We start from the raw sequence: 16212 nt of genomic DNA, 5'->3' as shown, positions 1-16212 counted from the left end.
TCATTCGGCGCGGCTCGCAATGGCGTTGATGGCGGCGACGGTGATGGCGCTGCCGCCAAGACGTCCGTCCACGATCATGCAGGGGGCGGCGGCCGAGGCCCACAGGGCCGCCTTCGATTCCTGAGCGCCGACGAAGCCGACGGGGCAGCCGATGATGGCCGCCGGGCGGGGGCAGTCCGGCATTTCCAGCATCTCCAGCAGGTGGAACAGCGCGGTGGGCGCGTTGCCGATGGCCACCACTGCGCCTTCCAGCCGTGGCCGCCACAGCTCCAGCGCCGCCGCCGACCGGGTGGTCCTGAGCCGCGCCGCGAGGGCTGCGACCTCCGGCTCATGCAGGGTGCAGATCACCGCATTGTCCGCCGGCAGCCGCTTGCGGGTGATGCCCTCGCTCACCATGCGGGCGTCGCAGAAAATGGGGGCGCCGGCTTCCAGAGCCGCGCGCGCGGCGGCCACCATGCCGGGCGAAAAGCGAATGTGCGCTTCCAGGCCGACCATGCCAGCGGCGTGGATCATGCGCACGGCCACCTGTTCTTCGTCGGGGGCGAAGCGCGCGAGGTCCGCCTCCGCGCGGATAATGGAGAAGGAGCGCGCATAGATGGCCGCGCCGTCGGTTTCGTATTCGTAGGGCATCTTTTACCCGCTGATGACCGCGAGCACCTGGTCCGGAGCGATCGCGCGGCGCGCGGGCGCGTCCCAGGGGGCGGCGTGGGTGACAAGGTCGAAGGCGCCATCCCGGCCCACCAGGGTCAGGTCGGCCGGGCCGGGCAGGGCGCAGCCCTTCGCGCAGCCGGAAACGTGGAGGGTGACACCCCGGGGCAGGCGCGGCGCAAGACGGCGGGCGAGCGCACGCGTCTCCACGCTGGACTGGGGGCAGCCCGGCGCCCCGGTGCAGGCGATGACGCCGAGCAGCGGATCATCCGGCGTCGCGATGAGGTCGCCATTGAAAGGGCGGGCATCGCGAAGGTCGGGCAGATGGATCATCCGGTATGGGGTGATGCGCAGGACGCGCGTGCCACTGTCCGCAAGACGGCAGAAGTCCTGCGCCCGGAACTGGCCGAAGGCCGCGGCGATGTTGAGCCCCTCCGCGCACAGCCCCGGCAAAGGCCGGGCCGCATCCCCATTGGGCGCGGCATCGCCGGTGAGCATGTGGGGCAGCGGCGCGCCTCCGGCCAAGTGCCGGCGCATGCGCCCCCGTCCATCGGCGGCGATGCCTCCGGAGGTAATGAACCAGCGCGCGGCTTCCAGCGCCAGCCGCACAGCGGCCTCTGCGTCCGCGACCCTGCGGCCATGTGCGCAGCCGTCCAGGCGGACCATCAGCCCGGATGCCGAGGACTCGATGCGGACATCTGCGCTCACCTCCGCGAGCCGCCGCTGCGGGCCGGCATCGACGATGAAGCCGAACTTGGACGGCAGGGGCTGGAATTCAGGCGCCGCCAGCCCCAGCGCCAGACCTTCGGCGCAATGGGTCTCGGGATCGTCGATGGCCTGCGGCCGGAAAGGGTTGACCACGATGTTGCGATGGCTCTCCGCATCGCCATCCGCATCGAGCAGGCCCAGGGCGGCCAGTCTGTCGCGCAGCGGGGCGTGGGCAGCGGGCAAGACGCCGCGCACCTGCACATTGGCGCGGTTGGTCAGTTCCAGCACGCCGTGCCCGTGGGTGGTGGCGAGATGGGCAAGGCCACGGGCCTGTTCCGGCGTCAGCTCGCCCCGTGGCGGGCGCACGCGCACCACGAGCCCGTCACCGGACATCATGGGGCGATGGGCGCCGGGGCACCATCCCTTGATGGCCGGCGCGCTCATCGCCCATCATCCAGTGCGGCGGCGATGGCGTTGCGCCGCGTGGTCCACAGCCCCGCCGCGCAGAGGGCGGCGAAGCGCGCGCGCATGGCCGCGAGCGCCGCCGGATTGGCCTCCTGCAGGAAAGCGGCGACATCGGCATTGCCAAGGGTCGCATCCCAATAGAGGTCGAAGAGATGGGCCGGAACGACGCCCGCCAGGTGCGCGAACGCGGCCATGTTCTCCAGCGTCACAGCAATCTCGGCGGCACCGCGAAAGCCGTGGTGGCGCATGCCCTCGATCCAGGCGGGATTGCTGGCGCGGGCGCGCACCACCCGCGCGATTTCTTCCGCCAGTGCGCGGGCCCGGGGGCGGGCCGGGTCGGTATTGTCCAGGTGGTAAAGCACCGCCTTGCCGCCGGCATGGTCGCGCGCGGCGGCAAAGCCGGCTTCGTGGCGCGCATAGTCCTCGGCCAGCAGCAGGTCGGTTTCGGGCAGGTCCTGGAGATGCACGAAGGCGTCGGCCGCCGCCACGCGCTCCCGCAGCCCTGCCTCGTCACGGCGCGCGCTCGCGCCGTCATGGGCGAAGGCGCTGGCCGCCAGCCAGGCGGCACCGGCGGCAAGGCGACCGTCCTGCGAATAATCCTCCATCGCTTCACCCATGCCGAGGCCGAACGCGCCGGGGGCGGGACCGTAGACCCGGGGTTCCGCGCGGCCCACATAGGGGTTCCATTCACGTTCCTCGTCTCGCTCGGCCAGGGCGCGCACGGCCTGCTGGAACATGGCGGACAGGGTGGGGAAGACGTCGCGGAACAGGCCGGAAATGCGCAGCGTCACATCCATGCGCGGGCGTTCCAGCTCGGCGATGGGCAGGATCTCGACCCGCGACACCCGCTCCGACCCCATATCCCACACCGGCCGCACGCCCATGAGGGCGAGCGCCATGGCGAATTCCTCGCCCGCCGTGCGCATGGTGGCCGAGCCCCACAGATCGACGATGAGGGCGCGCGGCCAGTCGCCCTCGTCCTGCAGGTGGCGGCGCACCAGCTCCTCGGCGAGTTGCACGCCCTGGGCATAAGCGGCGCGGGTCGGCACCGCGCGCGGATCGGTGGTGAAGAGATTGCGCCCCGTGGGCAGCACATCGGACCGGCCGCGATAGGGTGAGCCCGACGGCCCGGGCTCGATCCGCCGGCCGTCGAGGGCATCGAGCAGGGCCTGGCGTTCCGCCGCCGCCGAACCCCTGCCATCAAAGGCGCCGGACGTCGCGGGCGCCCGGCCCCACACATGAAGGCCGGCGCCGAACTGGCTCTCCTTGATGTCGCACACGAAGCGATCGATGCGCGTTACCGCCTCGTGGGCGCTGAGGCTCGCGTCGATGCCGAGATCGCTCTCCACCCCCAGGGCCCGGGCTTCGTCCCGGATGTCGCGGATGAGGCGGGCGCGCCGCTTGGGGTCGAGCCCGTCGGCATTGGAGAATTCGTCCAGCAGGGCTTCCAGATGAGCGAAATGGGCCGGCGCGCCGCCCGTCTTCAGGGGCGGCGGAATATGGCCCAATGTCACCGCGCCGATGCGCCGCTTGGCCTGGGCGGCCTCGCCGGGGTCGTTGACGATGAAGGGGTAGATGACCGGGAGACCGCCGATCAGCGCCTCGGGCCAGCAGGTGGATGAGAGCGCGACCGCCTTGCCCGGCAGCCATTCCAGGGTGCCATGCGCGCCGATATGCACCAGGGCGTCCACCTCATCGCGGAGCCAGAGATAGAAGGCGACATAAGCGTGGCGCGGCACCCGCGCGAGGTCGTGATACTCGCCGTCCCGCTGCGCCTTGAGGCCCCGCTCCGGCTGGAGCGCGACCACCACCCGCCCGCGCCGCAGGGCCGCGAAGGTGAAGGCTTCCGGCGTCGCGTCGGGGTCGTCCTCCGGCGCCCCCCATGCCGCGGCAAGGTCGGCGCGAAGGGGCGCCGGCAGGCGCGCCAGGGCGGCCTTGTAGTGCCCCATCGGCCATTGGAGGCGCTCTTCGCGGAATTGCGCAGCGAGGGGAGATTGAGGCTCCGCCTCGTATCCCGCCGCCGACAGGTCGGCCAGGATTGCCTCGGCCGAGGCGAGCGCGTCCAGGCCCACGGCATGGGCCATGTTCCAATCGCGGCCCGGATAGGTGGAGAGCACCAGCCCCAGCCGCCGTTCCGCCGCCGGCCGTGTCGCCAGCCGATGCCAGGCGGCTACCCGATCGGCGATGGCGGCGATGCGCTCGGCATTGGGGGCGTGGATCTGGCGGGAGAACTGAAGATCAGCGTCACGCGCCGCCGGTGCCTTGAAGGAGGCGACCCCGGCGAAGATCCGCCCATCCACCTCCGGCAGCACCACATGCATGGCAAGGTCTGCCGGCGAAAGGCCGCGCTCGGCCTCTTCCCAGGCCTCACGGGTCGAGGTTGCCAGCGCCACCTGGAACACCGGCGCGTCGGCCGCGTCCAGTGGGGAGGCTCGCTCCGCGCCACGCCCCGAAAATGCGGTGGCGTTGACGATGGCGACAGGGCGCAGCGCCGCCAGCCGCGCTTCCAGCCACGCCCCCGCCCCCTCCGCCTTCAGAGAGGGGGCGAACAGGCCCAGCACCTCGAAGCCTCGCGCGCGCAGGGCCGCGAAGAGTGCTTCCACGGGTGCCAGATCGTCCGCCACCAGATAGGCGCGGTAGAACACCACGACCACCAGCGGCATGGGCGTTGGCCCGTCCTCGGGAGCGGGTGGCTTGTCGTCGCGCTCCACACCCCTCTCTGGCGTCCAGGTGCCGAAGTCCGGCACCGTCTTGCTGCCGGGCACGGGCGGGGCATAGAGCCCGGCAGCGAGCGCCAGCTGCGCCAGGGCGGCCTGGGCCGCCACCGCGCCGCCGGCATCGCACAGCTCCGCCAGCCGCTTCAGGGTCGAGGGCGGCACGGTGGACATGGCATCGAGCCGCGCGTCCGGCCGCCCATCGGCCGGCAAGACGGCGAGCGCGATGCCCTTTGCACGCGCGAGAGCCTCGATCTGGCTCAGGCCGTAGGGCCAATAGGGTTGGCCGCCGATGAGGCGGATCAGAATGCCCCGCGCGCCGCTGAGCGTGCGCTCCATATAGGTGTCAACGGAGAGGGGATGGCACAGGGCCGCGATGTTGGCGAGCCGCAGGGTCGGCATGCCGCCCCCACCATCGCGGTGCCAGCCGGCCGCGAAGGCCCCGAGATCGGAGTCCGAGAAGGACAGCACCACCAGATCCGCCGGGCTCTGGCCGAGGTCGGTGGGCGTCTCGGTCTCTTCCAGACCCCGGCTTTCGCGGAAAACGACGTGCATGGTCTATTCGGCGGCCCGTGCGGACGGCACCAGGACGCTGCGGATGGCGCCCGCGTCGATGTCGTCATGCTCGGCGATCACCACCAGCCGCCCGGCGCGGGGCTCGTCCGGTGCCCAGGGCCGGTCATACTGGTGGCGCACCCGCGCGCCCACGGCCTGCACCAGCAGGCGCATGGGCTTGCCGGCCACCGCCGCATAGCCCTTCACCCGCAGGATGTTCTGCCGGTCCGCCAGCTCCGCGATGCGCGTGACCAGCTCCGCGGGATCGGCCAGCTCGGGAATGTCGATGACGACGCTGTCGAAATCGTCATGGTCGTGGTCGGCGGCGGTGTCGTGGTGGCTGGGGCGGGCGGCAAGGTCGTCCTCCGCCGCGGCGCCCAGGCCCAGGATCACGCGCGGATCCACCGCCCCCTCCACCACCTCGATGATGGGCAGGGCGCGCGGGGCTTCCGCATGGATGATCGCCTTGGCCTTGGCCACGCCCTCCTCGCCCGCAAGGTCCGCCTTGGTGAGCAGGACGATGTCGGCGCAGGAGATCTGATCCTCGAACACCTCGCTGAGCGGCGTTTCGTGATCGATGCTGGCGTCGGCCTGCCGCTGGCGGTCCACCGCCGCCACGTCGGGCGCGAACCGGCCGGCGGCCACCGCCTCCGCGTCGGCGAGCGCAATCACGCCATCGACCGTGATGCGCGAGCGGATGTCCGGCCAGTCGAAGGCCTTCACCAGCGGCTTGGGCAGCGCTAGGCCGCTGGTTTCGATGAGGATGTGATCTGGCCGCGGCTCAAGGGCCATCAGCGCCTCAATGGTGGGAATGAACTCATCGGCGACGGTGCAGCAGATGCAGCCATTGGCGAGCTCGATGATGTTTTCCGCCGGGCACTCGGGAATGGCGCAGCCCTTGAGGATCTCGCCATCCACGCCCACGTCGCCGAACTCGTTGACTACCACCGCGAGCCGCCGGCCGCCCGGATTGCGCATGAGATGGCTGATGAGCGTTGTCTTGCCGGAGCCGAGAAAGCCCGTGATGACGGTGACCGGCAGCTTTTCGAGAGTGGCCATGGCGCGCTTGCGTCCCAGATCTGCGAGCCAGAGGGAGCCGGCGTTGCGCCTGCATCCCCTATGGCGATGGCAGCGGGGAGCTTGAGGCGGGTGGGCGCGCGCACGCACCCTCCCGACACCGGTGCACCCCGCCGGCTTCGTCGGTTGGAGCTGGCAGGTCTCCCGGCTTGCGGATATCAGACAGGGCCTGTGTCGGCCCTCTGGTGGTCACCCGGCCTTCCCGGTCCCAAGGGCCAGTGGCGGTGGGTGACCTTCTCCGGTCACGGTCGCGGGGGCGGCTGCGCTTGGGCCGGGGCTCTGTAGCCCCTTTGGCTTGGCGCATTCCCTTTTCATCTGTTTACACAGACACCAGCTTCGGGGGAAATGTGCCCGAACGCCCAACCCTGTCAAGCACGAAGGAGCCGGGCATGGATGACCGCGCCGCTCGCCACAACGCCAAGATGAAAGCCGTCAAGGCCGCGCGTGATGAGCTGATGAAAACCAAGACCGAGGAAAAAGGCTTGGTTATCGTTCACACAGGCGCGGGGAAGGGCAAGTCATCTTCCGGATTCGGCATGGTCCTGCGCTGCATCGCCCATGGCATGCCCTGCGCGGTGGTGCAGTTCATCAAGGGTGATCGCGAGACCGGCGAAAAGACATTGCTGCGCGAGCGCTTCGGTGCGGAATGTCGCTTTTTCGTGTCTGGCGAGGGCTTTACATGGGAAACCCAGGATCGCGACCGGGACGTGGCCGCTGCCCAGGCGGGATGGCGCATCGCCATGGAGCAGATCCTCGACCCGCAAATCCGGTTTGTGCTCCTGGACGAGATCAACATTGCCCTGCGCTATGAATACCTGGACATTGGCGAGGTGGTGGATTTTCTTCTGACCCGGAAGCCGGAGATGACTCACGTCTGCCTCACCGGCCGCAACGCCCGGCCGGAGCTGATCGAAATTGCCGATCTGGTGACGGAAATGACGCTGGTGAAGCATCCCTTCCGCAGCGGGGTGAAGGCACAGATGGGAATCGAGTTCTGATGAATATGGCGGTGGACAAGCCCCGTCCGGCCAGCCCCTGCATCGGCGCCTGCGCCATGGACGAGGCGAGCGGCCAGTGCCGGGGCTGCGCGCGGACGCGAGACGAGATTGCCATTTGGGGCGGCACGGACGAGGCCACCCGCCAGCGCATCTGGGCGGAGCTGCCGGCGCGCGCCGCCGCGATGGGCCTTGCCCTGCGGCGCCTGCCATGGCGCGGAAGCGCGCTTCTTGATCAGGTGGAGCACCGTTTCGCGTCTGCTCAGGGCGCCTTCGTCGCCGGCGTTTTTGGGGCGGTGGCGGAAGTGTTGCGCGATCCGGACGAGCCCTATGAGGCCGCGCGTGACGGGGAGAGCCTGACCCTGCGCTCTCCCCGCGCGGCCCTGCGGCTGCAGGCGCCCCCCTACCTCACCGCTTTCGAAATCCCGCGCGGCGCAAACGCGCCTCTTCTCGCCTTCGCGGTGCCCGCCGGGCGGGTGGGGCTGGCCGGCCCGGCCGAGCTGACGGCGCTGGGGCCCGATGGGGATTCGCTGCTGGCGCGCGACGCCGGTGGGGCGCGTTTCGATATCGGCCTCGCGCGCCGCGCGGCGCGCTTTTCCATCCGCTGCGGGCCGGCCATCGCTGGCGAGGTCGCCGCCCGGTGCGGTGCGCCTTGGCCCCTGGTGCTCGCCGGCATCGCCCCGCTGGTGCTCGGGCATAGCCCGGTGCGGGTGGTGGAGACTCCGTGCGTGCGGGCGGAGGTGGATGCGCCCATTCCGCCGCCCGATGGTCGCTCGCCCGAGGGGCCGCACACCCATCTCCTGCCGGAACTCCTGGCCCAGGGGCTGGACGTTCCGCCGGGGCTGTTGCTGCCGAAGGGCTACATCCTGTCGCTTCTTTTCCATCCGGTGTGAGGGGCGAATGGGCCGCTCGGTGATGATTCAGGGCACCGGCAGCAATGTCGGCAAGTCCCTTCTGGTGGCCGGCCTGTGCCGCGCTGCCCGACGGCGCGGCTTGAGTGTCGCGCCCTTCAAGCCGCAGAACATGTCCAACAATGCGGCGGTGACCGCGGACGGGGGCGAGATCGGCCGGGCTCAGGCACTGCAGGCGCGCGCCTGCGGCCTTCTTCCCCACACGGACATGAACCCCGTTCTGCTGAAGCCCGAGAGTGACGTGGGGGCGCAGATCATCGTTCAGGGCAAGCGCCTCGCGACCGCCCGCGCCCGGGAATATTTCAAGCTGAAGCCGCAGCTGCTGGAAACCGTGCTGGAGAGCTTCGGGCGCCTGAAGGCCGCCCATGATCTCGTCATCGTGGAAGGCGCGGGCAGCCCGGCGGAAGTGAACCTGCGCAAGGGCGACATCGCCAATATGGGCTTTGCCCGCGCGGCCGGGACGCCGGTGGTGCTCGCCGGGGACATCGACCGGGGCGGCGTGATCGCCCAGATCGTCGGCACGCAGGCGGTGATGGACCTGGAGGATGCGGCGCTGGTGAAGGGCTTCATCATCAACAAGTTTCGCGGGGATCCAAGCCTGTTCGACGATGGCTATGCCTTGATCGGCGCCCGCACCGGCTGGCGCGGCTTCGGCGTGTGCCCGTGGTTCGCGGAAGGGTGGAGGCTACCGGCGGAGGATGCGCTGGACCTTGCCGCGCCCCGCCGCGCCGAAGGCGTGCATGTGGTCTGCCTGGTGCTCTCGAGGATCGCCAATTTCGACGACCTCGACCCCCTGGCGCAGGAACCGGGCGTGCGCCTGACGCTGCTCGGCCCCGGCCGGCCCATTCCCGGCGACGCGGATCTCGTCATCATCCCCGGCACCAAGTCCACGCGCGGCGACCTCGCTTTCCTGCGGCAGCAGGGATGGGACGTGGATCTCATGGCCCATCGCCGCCGGGGCGGGCGCGTGCTCGGCATTTGCGGCGGCTACCAGATGCTGGGCCGGACGGTGGACGATCCGCACGGGATCGAGGGGCCCATGGGCTCTGACCGCGGACTTGGCCTGCTGGACGTGGAAACGGCGATGACACCCGACAAACGCCTGACCGAGGTGGCTGCGGTGCACGCCGCGTCGGGCGCCGCATTCCACGGCTACGAGATCCATATCGGCCGCACCGAGGGCACAGATCGCGCCCGCCCCTTCGCCTTCGTCGATGGCGCGCCGGAAGGCGCTGTCAGCACCGATGGGCTGGTGGCGGGCAGCTACCTGCACGGCATGTTCCGCGACGACCGCTTTCGCGCGGCCATGCTGGCCGAGTTGGGCGCCCACTCCACGCTTGGCTATGAAGCCTCCGTCGAGCAGACGCTGGATGCCCTGGCGGAGCATCTGGAACAGCACCTGGATGTCGAGGGCCTGCTTTCAGAGACGCGATAGGGCGGCTTCGAGCCGCTGCCAGCCGGCCGCCGTGCCCGGCAGCCCCAGCCGGAGCCAGCCTTGCGACCACGGAAAGGCGCGGGACCAGATATGGTCGCGGGCGAGCCGGTCCCGGACCCTCGCCGCGTCCCCCGTCTCATAGGTGCGAAACAGCTCGGTTCCGCCCACCAGCCGCCAGCCGCAGGCTGCCGCGAACCCATCCAGGCGCCGCGCATCGGCGACAAGGCGGCGGATGGTGTCCGCGCGCCAGTCGGCATCGGCCAGCGCCGCGCGCCCGATGGCGATGGCGGGGCCGTTCACCGCCCAGGGGCCGGCCAGCCCCCGCAGCCGCACCGCCAAGGTCGAGCCCGTGACCGCGAAGCCCAGCCGGACACCCGCCAGGCCATAGAATTTGCCGAAGGAGCGCAGCACGACCACGTTGTCCGTCTGCGGTCCAAGCTCCGGCAGCAGAGAGAGTGCGGGCTCGGCATCGCCGAAGCTCTCATCCACCACCAGCAGCGAAACCTGCCCGGCCAGGGCGGAAAGCGCCTCGGGCATAAGACGGCGGCCGTCGGGATTGTTGGGGTTCACCACGACGGCCAGATCGGCGCCGGGCAGGCCGGCCACGTCGCCGGTGGTGTCGACCGCCCAGCCCATGGTGTCGAGCGCGGCGGCGTGCTCGTTGTACGTGGGGCCGAGCACCCGCGCCCGGCCGGGCGGCACCAGGCGCGGCACCAGCTGAATGGCGGCCTGCGCGCCCGAAAGGGCGACCACATGTGCCTGTGTGCGGTACGCCGCCTGCGCCACCGCCTCCAGCGCGGCGATCTCGCTCGCGGCGGGCAGGGCGGCCCAGGCGTGGGGCGGCAGCGCCGGCACCGGATAGGGGCAGGGGTTGATACCCGTTGAAAGGTCCAGCCAGTCGCCCGCGCCATATTGGGCTTGCGCCCGATCCATATCGCCGCCGTGATCGCGCATGTTTCGTCTCGGAAAAGCCGCAGCCCCGCCTGCGCGGGCCGCATGCGGGGAGCGCCTCTGCTAGAGCATTTCGCCGTGCCGCGAAACGGCTCCGATTTCGTTTGAAAGCGCGGCCTTTATGAGGGCGGCGCGTTGAGGCCGCGCAGGGCCCAGCGGCGCCCATCGCAGCGCAGCTCGGTTCGGCTGAGGGGCTCGATATCAAGCCGCCAGAAGGCGTCCGGCGGTGAGCCGAGGGTGTGGAGCACGGCGGCGCGGATCACGGCGGCATGGGTCACGCACAGCGTGTGCCCGCGCCTCGCCATCTGGGCGGTGAGCCAGGCGCCGACGCGCGCTTGCAGCTGGGTGCGGGATTCTCCCCCGTGTGGCGCGGCGTCCGGCACCGAAAGCCAGAGGGCGGCGGCCTCGGGCTCGCGGTCGTGAATGTCCCGCAAAGCGCGGCCCTGCCACTGCCCAAGGTCGAGCTCGCGCAGCGCCGGCTCCACGGTGACGTCCTGCGCCAATGCCGCCGCCGTCTGCCGCGCCCGCAGCAGGGGGCTGGTAAGGCAGCGGTCCACGCGGCCGAGGCCCTCGCGCAGCGCGGAAAGGGCGGGCAGCGCTCCCCCGTCCAGCGGCTCATCGATGGGAAAGGCCATGGGCACAGCGGGTGTGCTCGGGCCGTGGCAAAGCAGGGTCAGGCGATGCAGCGAGGGGCCCTCCGCCGGAAAACGGGCATCGCAGGCCAAGCCATCGGTTGACAGCCGTCAACCGCGAAGCCTAGCTTGACGCGTCGTTTGCGGGATTGGAAGCCGGTGTGAGTCCGGCACGGTCGCGCCACTGTAACCGCGATCCTTCGGGATCCGGAAGTCAGGCCTAATCCCAAACGACCATATCCGCCCAGTGGGACGCGCCATCCCGGGAGTGCACCATGTCTGACATTATCCTGAAGCCCGTAGCCCAGCCCGCGCCGATTCCGGTGGCGGAGATTTTGCCTTGGGCCGTATTCGCGGGCCTGATCCTGCTCCTTGCCATCTATTTCGTGGGTGCGGAGGAGGGGGCAACCTCGTTGATCTCGGGCTCCTACGTCCATGAATTCGTCCATGACGGACGCCATCTGCTCGGCTTCCCCTGTCACTGAGGCGCATCATGGTCGGAAATCTCTTGCTCCGCGGCATGATCGTCGGTGCCGTGGCGGGGTTGCTCGCGTTTGGATTCGCGCGAGTTTTCGGCGAGCCCGCGGTGGATCACGCCATCGCTTTGGAAGAGGCCGCGAGCCAGGCCAAGGGCGAGGCGCCCGAGCCTGAGCTGGTGAGCCGCGACGTGCAGGCCGGATTGGGCCTGTTTACCGGCGTGGTCACCTTCGGGGCGGCGCTTGGCGGTTTGTTTTCGCTCGCCTTTTCCTTCTCCTATGGCCGGCTCACGCCGCTGGGCCCGCGCGGGGCGTCCGCCCTGCTCGCCGCCGTGGGCTTCGTGGCGCTCGTCCTGGTGCCGGGGCTGAAGTTTCCGCCTACGCCACCGGCGGTGGGCAGCCCGGAAACCATCGTCGCGCGCACCCAGCTCTTCTTCACCATGCTGGCCCTGTCGCTGGCGGCAGTGGCCGTCGCGGTGGCGGTTGCGCGGCGCAGCTGGCGACTGGGGGCCTGGAATGCATCGCTGCTGGGCGTTGCCGTCTATGCCGCCCTGGTGGTGCTCATTGACCTCGCCCTGCCAGGCGTGAATGAGGTGCCGGAGCAGTTTCCCGCCCTGCTGCTGTGGGACTTCCGCATTGCTTCGCTGGGCATGCAGGCCATTCTATGGGCAGGGCTGGGCCTCGGCTTTGGTTATGTGGCGGAGCGCTATCTGGCCAGCCTGCGGCCTGAGCGGCGGATCGCTTCGGCCTATGCCGCCCGCTGATGGGCGCGATGTGATGAAGCAGGGCGCGCGCGGGCGACGCTGGGTCGTCCGTGCGTGCGCGGTTCTGCTGCTGGTCTGCATGGGCCTTGGGCCTGATGGGGCGAGCGCGCATCGCGCCGTCGACGCGGGCACGCTCGCCGCGAACGGTCTGGTCATCCCAAGCCTCACCCATGGCGAGATGGCCGTGGTGGCGCGTCATGCGGGCGCCATCCGGGCCCTCGCCGGAAGCCAGCAGCGCACCGACCCCACGTTCCGCCGGCTGGCGAACTTCGCCGCCCTGCAGCGCACCTATTGCTTCTGGGGGCTGGTGCCGGGCAGCCTCACCGATGAGGATAATCCCTTCAATACCTGTCTCCACGCCTATCTCGGCGCGCTCCGCGCATTGCTTGTGCATATGCAGGAGATGCCGGGCGAGAGCGGCGAGGCGCGGGTGCTGGTCGGCCGGATCGAGCAGGAGATGGTGGCGAGCGAGGCGGCATCGAGCCTCTGTCGCAGCAGCGGCGCCGACTTCAACACCGCCGCTCTGATTGTTCCCGAATGGCGTGATGTTCTGGGCTATCCACCCACGCTGCTGACCTTCGCCGGCCTCGCGCTCATGGTTGCCGCTGGTGCGTGGGGCGTATTTGGCATTCGGACCGCTCCCCCACGACGGCACGGCTGAGCCCGGGTTCCTGGCCCGGACCCACGCCTTTCACCGGCCGTGCGCGACTCGATGGCGGACGCGCAAAGCCGGTGGATTGTCGCTGCGGGCGTCAGGCGTCCGCGGTGAGGTCGAATGCTGCAGGTTGCAGGAACTCCAGCAAAACGGCAGTGAATTCGTCCGCGGAGTCGGCGTTTGAGATGTGCGCGGCCCCCTCGATGATGGAGAGCGTGCTGCACGGGGTTCGCTCCGCCATGCGGCGGCTCAAATCGGCTGGAGACATCCTGTCGAGGCCTCCGGCGATGAACAGCGTGGGCATCGCAAGCTCGCCGAGGCGGTTGGAGACGTCGAAGGTTGTGATGCCGCGTGCGACCTGCGCGAGGGATGCGCCGTCGGATGTCGCCGCGATGCCATGCCACACCTGATAGGTGCGCAGGCCCTCGGGCGAGGCGCGGAACGCCGCCGACACCGAAACGAGCCAGTTCTGTTCAAGACGCGTGATCGGACCATGCGGCTGCTCGAAGGCGGTGGCCCAGCCTTCGGCCATGGCGGCGAATTCCGGAGTCGCGGTCTTGTCGAAGCTGTTGGCGATGACCAGCCGCTGAATTCTGGACGGTTCACGCAGTGCCAGCTCCAGGGCCACCATGCCGCCAAGGGACAGGCCCACCACGTCCAGGCTTTCGACGCCGAGGTGGGCGAGAAGCTGCTGCGTGTCGTCGGTGATGTCTGTAACCCCGAACGGACTGGAGAGAGGGGCGGATGCGCCGTGGCCGGCATGGTCTGGCACGATGACCCGATAGCCGGCCGCCACAAGCGCCGGGATCTGCGGTCCCCAGGCGCGGCCTGAATTGCTGATGCCGTGCAACAGTAGAATCGGCCGGCCTTCCCCGAATTCCATGAAATAGTTGCTCCGACCCCGGACGTCGTAATAGGCCACGTGAAGTCTCCTTCCAGTCACTTCGGGAATGTGATGTGCTCGCCCGGACGAAAGCGGGCGGCGAGGGCCCACAGCACCAAGCACAGGGCGGCCATCAGCCACCACGCGGGCGTGAGGTCTGACAGGCTCTGGCGCAGGAGCCCGGCGACCAGCGGAAGGACGGCGGCAACCACATAGCCGCCTCCCTGGACAAAGGCCGCGATTGCGCCGGCGTCGCTTGCCCCTTCGCCATGGTCCATCGCCACGATCAGCCCAAGCGGAAATAGCGCGCCGATGCCCACCCCCGCGAGGAGCGCCGATGGCCACGGGAAGAGCAGCGGGGTGGTCGCAAAGCCCAGCAGGCCGAAAAACAGGGCGGCGATCGCGGTGAATATGGGGGGGCGACGGTCAACGGAGCGACTGACCCAGAAGGAGACCCCCAGGCCGGCGATCACTTCGGCTAGGGTGACAATGCCCAGCATCATGCCGGCGGCTTGCTCCGACCAGCCAAGGCCCGTGTAGAACGGCGGGAGCCAGGCGAGCACAAGCGTATAGGCGCCGGTCCCCAGCCCGAAGAAGGCCAGCAATCGCCAGGCCCGGGGCACCCGGGCGAAGGCGTGGTGCCGGACAGGGCGCGGAACCACGTCAGGGGCGCTCGTCGCGCGCCACCAGACGAGCCCGCCGACCAGCGCGGGAAGGGCCCAGATGCCCAGCGCCGCGGGCCAGCCATAGGCTTGCGCGATCCAGGGACTCGCCGTCCCCGAAAGGAAGGCTCCGCCCATGATCGCCGTTGAATAGACCCCCATCAGCCCGGCCGCCCGGCCGCCGGCGCGATGCCGAATGACGATCGGCAGGAGGGCCTGCACGATCGCGATGCCGATGCCGCTGAACACCGCCGTCAGCAGCAGCATCCCCGCGCTTGGCACTCCCCAGCGAGCCAAGTCGCTCAGGAGGATGAGAATGAGACCCAACGCAATGCCGGACCGTTCCCCCACAAAGGCCCTCAGGCGGCTTGAGGCGAGAAGGCAGGCGCCCATGAGCGCGACGGGCACGGTGGTGAGAAGGCTGGCGGTGGTGTCGGAAAGCCCGGTGTCCCGTTGAATGATGTCGAGCAGCGGGCCGATCGCCGCCATGGTCGGACGTAGATTGATGCCCACCAGGAGGATCGCGGCCGTGAATAGATAGCGGCCTGAAAATATGGACATGACTCGCTTCCTCCACCTCGCTTGCCGCAAGGCGGCGCTTCGCATATATCTTGACGTAGAGATATATTGTCTTGACGTCAAGATAGGTGGCGGAATGGACCGAGCTGTGGTCGCGGCGGAGCAATGGGCGCGAGAGCGACCGGACCTGGATACTGGGCCGATGATTCTGTTGGGGCGTTTGGCCGAGGCGGCGCTGGTGGTGTCGCGGGACCGGCTTAATCCGGCATTTGCCGAGTTCGGCCTGCAGCCGGGCGAATTCGACGTTCTGGCCACCTTGCGGCGCAGCGGCTCCCCTTACGCCCTGACGCCGACAGAGCTCTACGAGGCTGCCATGATCTCGTCCGGAAGCATGACGAACCGGATCGATCGGCTGGAGAAAGCCGGCTTGGTGGCCCGCAAGCCCAACCCGGCCGATCGACGCGGGACTCTTGTCGCACTCACGGCGGATGGGCTTGCGCTGATCGAAACGGCTGTTGATGCGCATGTGGCCAACCAGCACGCCATTGTCGCAGGGCTGACGCTGGAAGAGCAGGAGCTGCTTTCCCGCCTCCTCAAAAAGCTGCTGGATCTACAGCAGACCTAGCCCCACGCGGCATGGTCACGCCCCAGGTGGCGCAGCTGGGTAATGGCTGTCTTGTGGTGGGGCACGGCGGACAGTCCTCTGCCGTGCCCCCAAGACCGCCGCATGGCCAATGTTGGCACACGGTTTCAGGGAACGAACATTTTGCACTCTGGGTGATTCACATGGAGAGCCGACGCAGTCTCGGTGACACGCCAAGGGGCGCGAGACGGCAGCTTGGATTTTTGGCGATCGGCTCCGATGGCGGATCTGGCCCCGGCGGAGATGGGGCCAATCCCTGCGATTCACAGCGAAGAGGTTGCGACAGCGCAGGCGACCCAGCGCCGAACGGCCATAAACGACAAAACCCTCCGGCGAATATCGCACGGAGGGTTTTGTCTTTGGTTGCGGGGGCAGGATTTGAACCTGCGACCTTCAGGTTATGAGCCTGACGAGCTACCGGGCTGCTCCACCCCGCGTCAAGTCCGAAGTCGTTCGCCAGCGGCGTCGTCGTTCGGTGAGGCGTATGTAGCAACCCCCTGTCGGGAAGGAAAGGGCAGG

15 protein-coding genes, 1 tRNA gene and 2 riboswitches are annotated in these 16212 nt (G+C 69.3%); of the genes, 7 read left to right on the top strand and 9 right to left on the bottom strand.

The features are described from left to right. From L0966_RS03355 to cobW, 4 genes are read right to left on the bottom strand one after another with little or no spacing between them, the layout of a single operon-like run. Entirely contained in the window at positions 1-630 is a 630-nt protein-coding gene (locus L0966_RS03355; RefSeq protein WP_234050420.1) for a precorrin-8X methylmutase, read from the bottom strand. 3 nt (positions 631-633) lie between these two features. Beyond that, positions 634-1800: a precorrin-3B synthase gene (gene cobG / locus L0966_RS03350; protein WP_234050419.1), complete on the bottom strand. Its 1167-nt coding sequence runs from the start codon at positions 1798-1800 to the stop codon at positions 634-636. After that, the gene (cobN, locus tag L0966_RS03345) at positions 1797-5090 is read right to left on the bottom strand and encodes a cobaltochelatase subunit CobN (RefSeq protein WP_234050418.1); all 3294 of its coding nucleotides are present in this window, start codon (positions 5088-5090) and stop codon (positions 1797-1799) included. The genes cobG and cobN overlap by 4 nt, the downstream gene beginning before the upstream one ends. A 3-nt stretch (positions 5091-5093) precedes the next feature. Then, positions 5094-6149, bottom strand: a complete 1056-nt coding sequence (gene cobW, locus L0966_RS03340) for a cobalamin biosynthesis protein CobW (protein WP_234050417.1) — start codon at positions 6147-6149, stop codon at positions 5094-5096. A gap of 134 nt (positions 6150-6283) precedes the next feature. Then, positions 6284-6517, bottom strand: a riboswitch (cobalamin riboswitch). Between the two features lie 39 nt (positions 6518-6556). Here cobW and cobO point away from each other — a divergent pair. Genes cobO through L0966_RS03325 form a run of 3 tightly spaced genes read left to right on the top strand, consistent with a single transcriptional unit; the run spans position 6557 to position 9508 of the window. Then, complete coding sequence (gene cobO, locus L0966_RS03335; protein WP_234050416.1) at positions 6557-7165, top strand: cob(I)yrinic acid a,c-diamide adenosyltransferase; 609 nt, start codon at positions 6557-6559, stop codon at positions 7163-7165. Next, positions 7165-8055 (top strand): DUF1289 domain-containing protein, encoded by an 891-nt coding sequence (locus L0966_RS03330; RefSeq protein ID WP_234050415.1) that lies wholly within the window; start codon positions 7165-7167, stop codon positions 8053-8055. Before cobO ends, L0966_RS03330 begins: the two co-directional genes overlap by 1 nt. Before the next feature lie 7 nt (positions 8056-8062). After that, complete coding sequence (locus tag L0966_RS03325) at positions 8063-9508, top strand: cobyric acid synthase (protein ID WP_234050414.1); 1446 nt, start codon at positions 8063-8065, stop codon at positions 9506-9508. On the opposite strand, the gene cobD is transcribed toward L0966_RS03325, so the two are convergent. Further along, positions 9494-10462 carry a threonine-phosphate decarboxylase CobD gene (gene cobD / locus L0966_RS03320; RefSeq protein ID WP_234050413.1) on the bottom strand — a complete coding sequence of 323 codons (969 nt, stop codon included), beginning with the start codon at positions 10460-10462 and terminating at the stop codon, positions 9494-9496. The two genes, L0966_RS03325 and cobD, sit on opposite strands and share 15 nt — an antisense overlap. Positions 10463-10578: 116 nt before the next feature. Then, entirely contained in the window at positions 10579-11094 is a 516-nt protein-coding gene (locus L0966_RS03315) for a histidine phosphatase family protein (RefSeq protein ID WP_234050412.1), read from the bottom strand. A gap of 120 nt (positions 11095-11214) precedes the next feature. Further along, positions 11215-11365: riboswitch (adenosylcobalamin (AdoCbl) riboswitch) on the top strand. Position 11366: 1 nt separating this feature from the next. On the opposite strand from L0966_RS03315, the gene L0966_RS03310 reads away from it, so the two are divergent. Genes L0966_RS03310 through L0966_RS03300 form a run of 3 tightly spaced genes read left to right on the top strand, consistent with a single transcriptional unit; the run spans position 11367 to position 12992 of the window. Continuing rightward, entirely contained in the window at positions 11367-11576 is a 210-nt protein-coding gene (locus L0966_RS03310) for a CbtB-domain containing protein (protein ID WP_234050411.1), read from the top strand. 8 nt (positions 11577-11584) lie between these two features. Then, a complete protein-coding gene (locus tag L0966_RS03305) occupies positions 11585-12331 on the top strand; it encodes a CbtA family protein (protein ID WP_234050410.1) in 747 nt (248 codons plus the stop codon). Beyond that, on the top strand, positions 12318-12992 hold the full coding sequence (locus L0966_RS03300) for a hypothetical protein (protein WP_234050409.1): 675 nt from the start codon (positions 12318-12320) through the stop codon (positions 12990-12992). Before L0966_RS03305 ends, L0966_RS03300 begins: the two co-directional genes overlap by 14 nt. A 91-nt stretch (positions 12993-13083) precedes the next feature. Here L0966_RS03300 and L0966_RS03295 read toward each other — a convergent pair whose 3' ends face one another. Next, on the bottom strand, positions 13084-13908 hold the full coding sequence (locus tag L0966_RS03295) for an alpha/beta hydrolase (protein WP_234050408.1): 825 nt from the start codon (positions 13906-13908) through the stop codon (positions 13084-13086). Between the two features lie 17 nt (positions 13909-13925). Further along, positions 13926-15092 (bottom strand): MFS transporter, encoded by a 1167-nt coding sequence (locus tag L0966_RS03290; protein WP_234050407.1) that lies wholly within the window; start codon positions 15090-15092, stop codon positions 13926-13928. Between the two features lie 94 nt (positions 15093-15186). Between L0966_RS03290 and L0966_RS03285 the strand changes: the two genes are divergently transcribed. Continuing rightward, positions 15187-15675, top strand: coding sequence for a MarR family winged helix-turn-helix transcriptional regulator (locus tag L0966_RS03285; RefSeq protein ID WP_234050406.1), 489 nt, complete (start codon positions 15187-15189; stop codon positions 15673-15675). A 378-nt stretch (positions 15676-16053) separates the two neighbouring features. Here the strand turns inward: L0966_RS03285 and L0966_RS03280 are convergent. Continuing rightward, positions 16054-16130 (bottom strand) — tRNA-Met (locus tag L0966_RS03280). Positions 16131-16212 lie beyond the last annotated feature (82 nt).

The sequence above is a fragment of the Xanthobacter sp. NM-59 genome (assembly GCF_021401125.1).
In the GTDB taxonomy this organism is placed as follows: Bacteria; Pseudomonadota; Alphaproteobacteria; order Rhizobiales; family Xanthobacteraceae; genus Xanthobacter.
The sequence above is the reverse complement of the archived record's forward strand: the minus strand, read 5'-3'. Positions and strand labels throughout refer to the sequence as shown.

What these genes read in the sequence shown, in the direction of transcription:
- cobO (WP_234050416.1), top strand. Translation starts at nt 6,557, where the DNA reads ATGGATGACCGCGCCGCTCGCCACAACGCCAAGATGAAAGCCGTCAAG.
- L0966_RS03330 (WP_234050415.1), top strand. Translation starts at nt 7,165, where the DNA reads ATGAATATGGCGGTGGACAAGCCCCGTCCGGCCAGCCCCTGCATCGGC.
- L0966_RS03300 (WP_234050409.1), top strand. Translation starts at nt 12,318, where the DNA reads ATGCCGCCCGCTGATGGGCGCGATGTGATGAAGCAGGGCGCGCGCGGG.
- cobD (WP_234050413.1), bottom strand. Translation starts at nt 10,462, where the DNA reads ATGCGCGATCACGGCGGCGATATGGATCGGGCGCAAGCCCAATATGGC.
- L0966_RS03305 (WP_234050410.1), top strand. Translation starts at nt 11,585, where the DNA reads ATGGTCGGAAATCTCTTGCTCCGCGGCATGATCGTCGGTGCCGTGGCG.
- L0966_RS03290 (WP_234050407.1), bottom strand. Translation starts at nt 15,092, where the DNA reads ATGTCCATATTTTCAGGCCGCTATCTATTCACGGCCGCGATCCTCCTG.
- cobG (WP_234050419.1), bottom strand. Translation starts at nt 1,800, where the DNA reads ATGAGCGCGCCGGCCATCAAGGGATGGTGCCCCGGCGCCCATCGCCCC.
- cobW (WP_234050417.1), bottom strand. Translation starts at nt 6,149, where the DNA reads ATGGCCACTCTCGAAAAGCTGCCGGTCACCGTCATCACGGGCTTTCTC.
- L0966_RS03355 (WP_234050420.1), bottom strand. Translation starts at nt 630, where the DNA reads ATGCCCTACGAATACGAAACCGACGGCGCGGCCATCTATGCGCGCTCC.
- L0966_RS03315 (WP_234050412.1), bottom strand. Translation starts at nt 11,094, where the DNA reads ATGGCCTTTCCCATCGATGAGCCGCTGGACGGGGGAGCGCTGCCCGCC.
- cobN (WP_234050418.1), bottom strand. Translation starts at nt 5,090, where the DNA reads ATGCACGTCGTTTTCCGCGAAAGCCGGGGTCTGGAAGAGACCGAGACG.
- L0966_RS03325 (WP_234050414.1), top strand. Translation starts at nt 8,063, where the DNA reads ATGGGCCGCTCGGTGATGATTCAGGGCACCGGCAGCAATGTCGGCAAG.
- L0966_RS03310 (WP_234050411.1), top strand. Translation starts at nt 11,367, where the DNA reads ATGTCTGACATTATCCTGAAGCCCGTAGCCCAGCCCGCGCCGATTCCG.
- L0966_RS03285 (WP_234050406.1), top strand. Translation starts at nt 15,187, where the DNA reads ATGGACCGAGCTGTGGTCGCGGCGGAGCAATGGGCGCGAGAGCGACCG.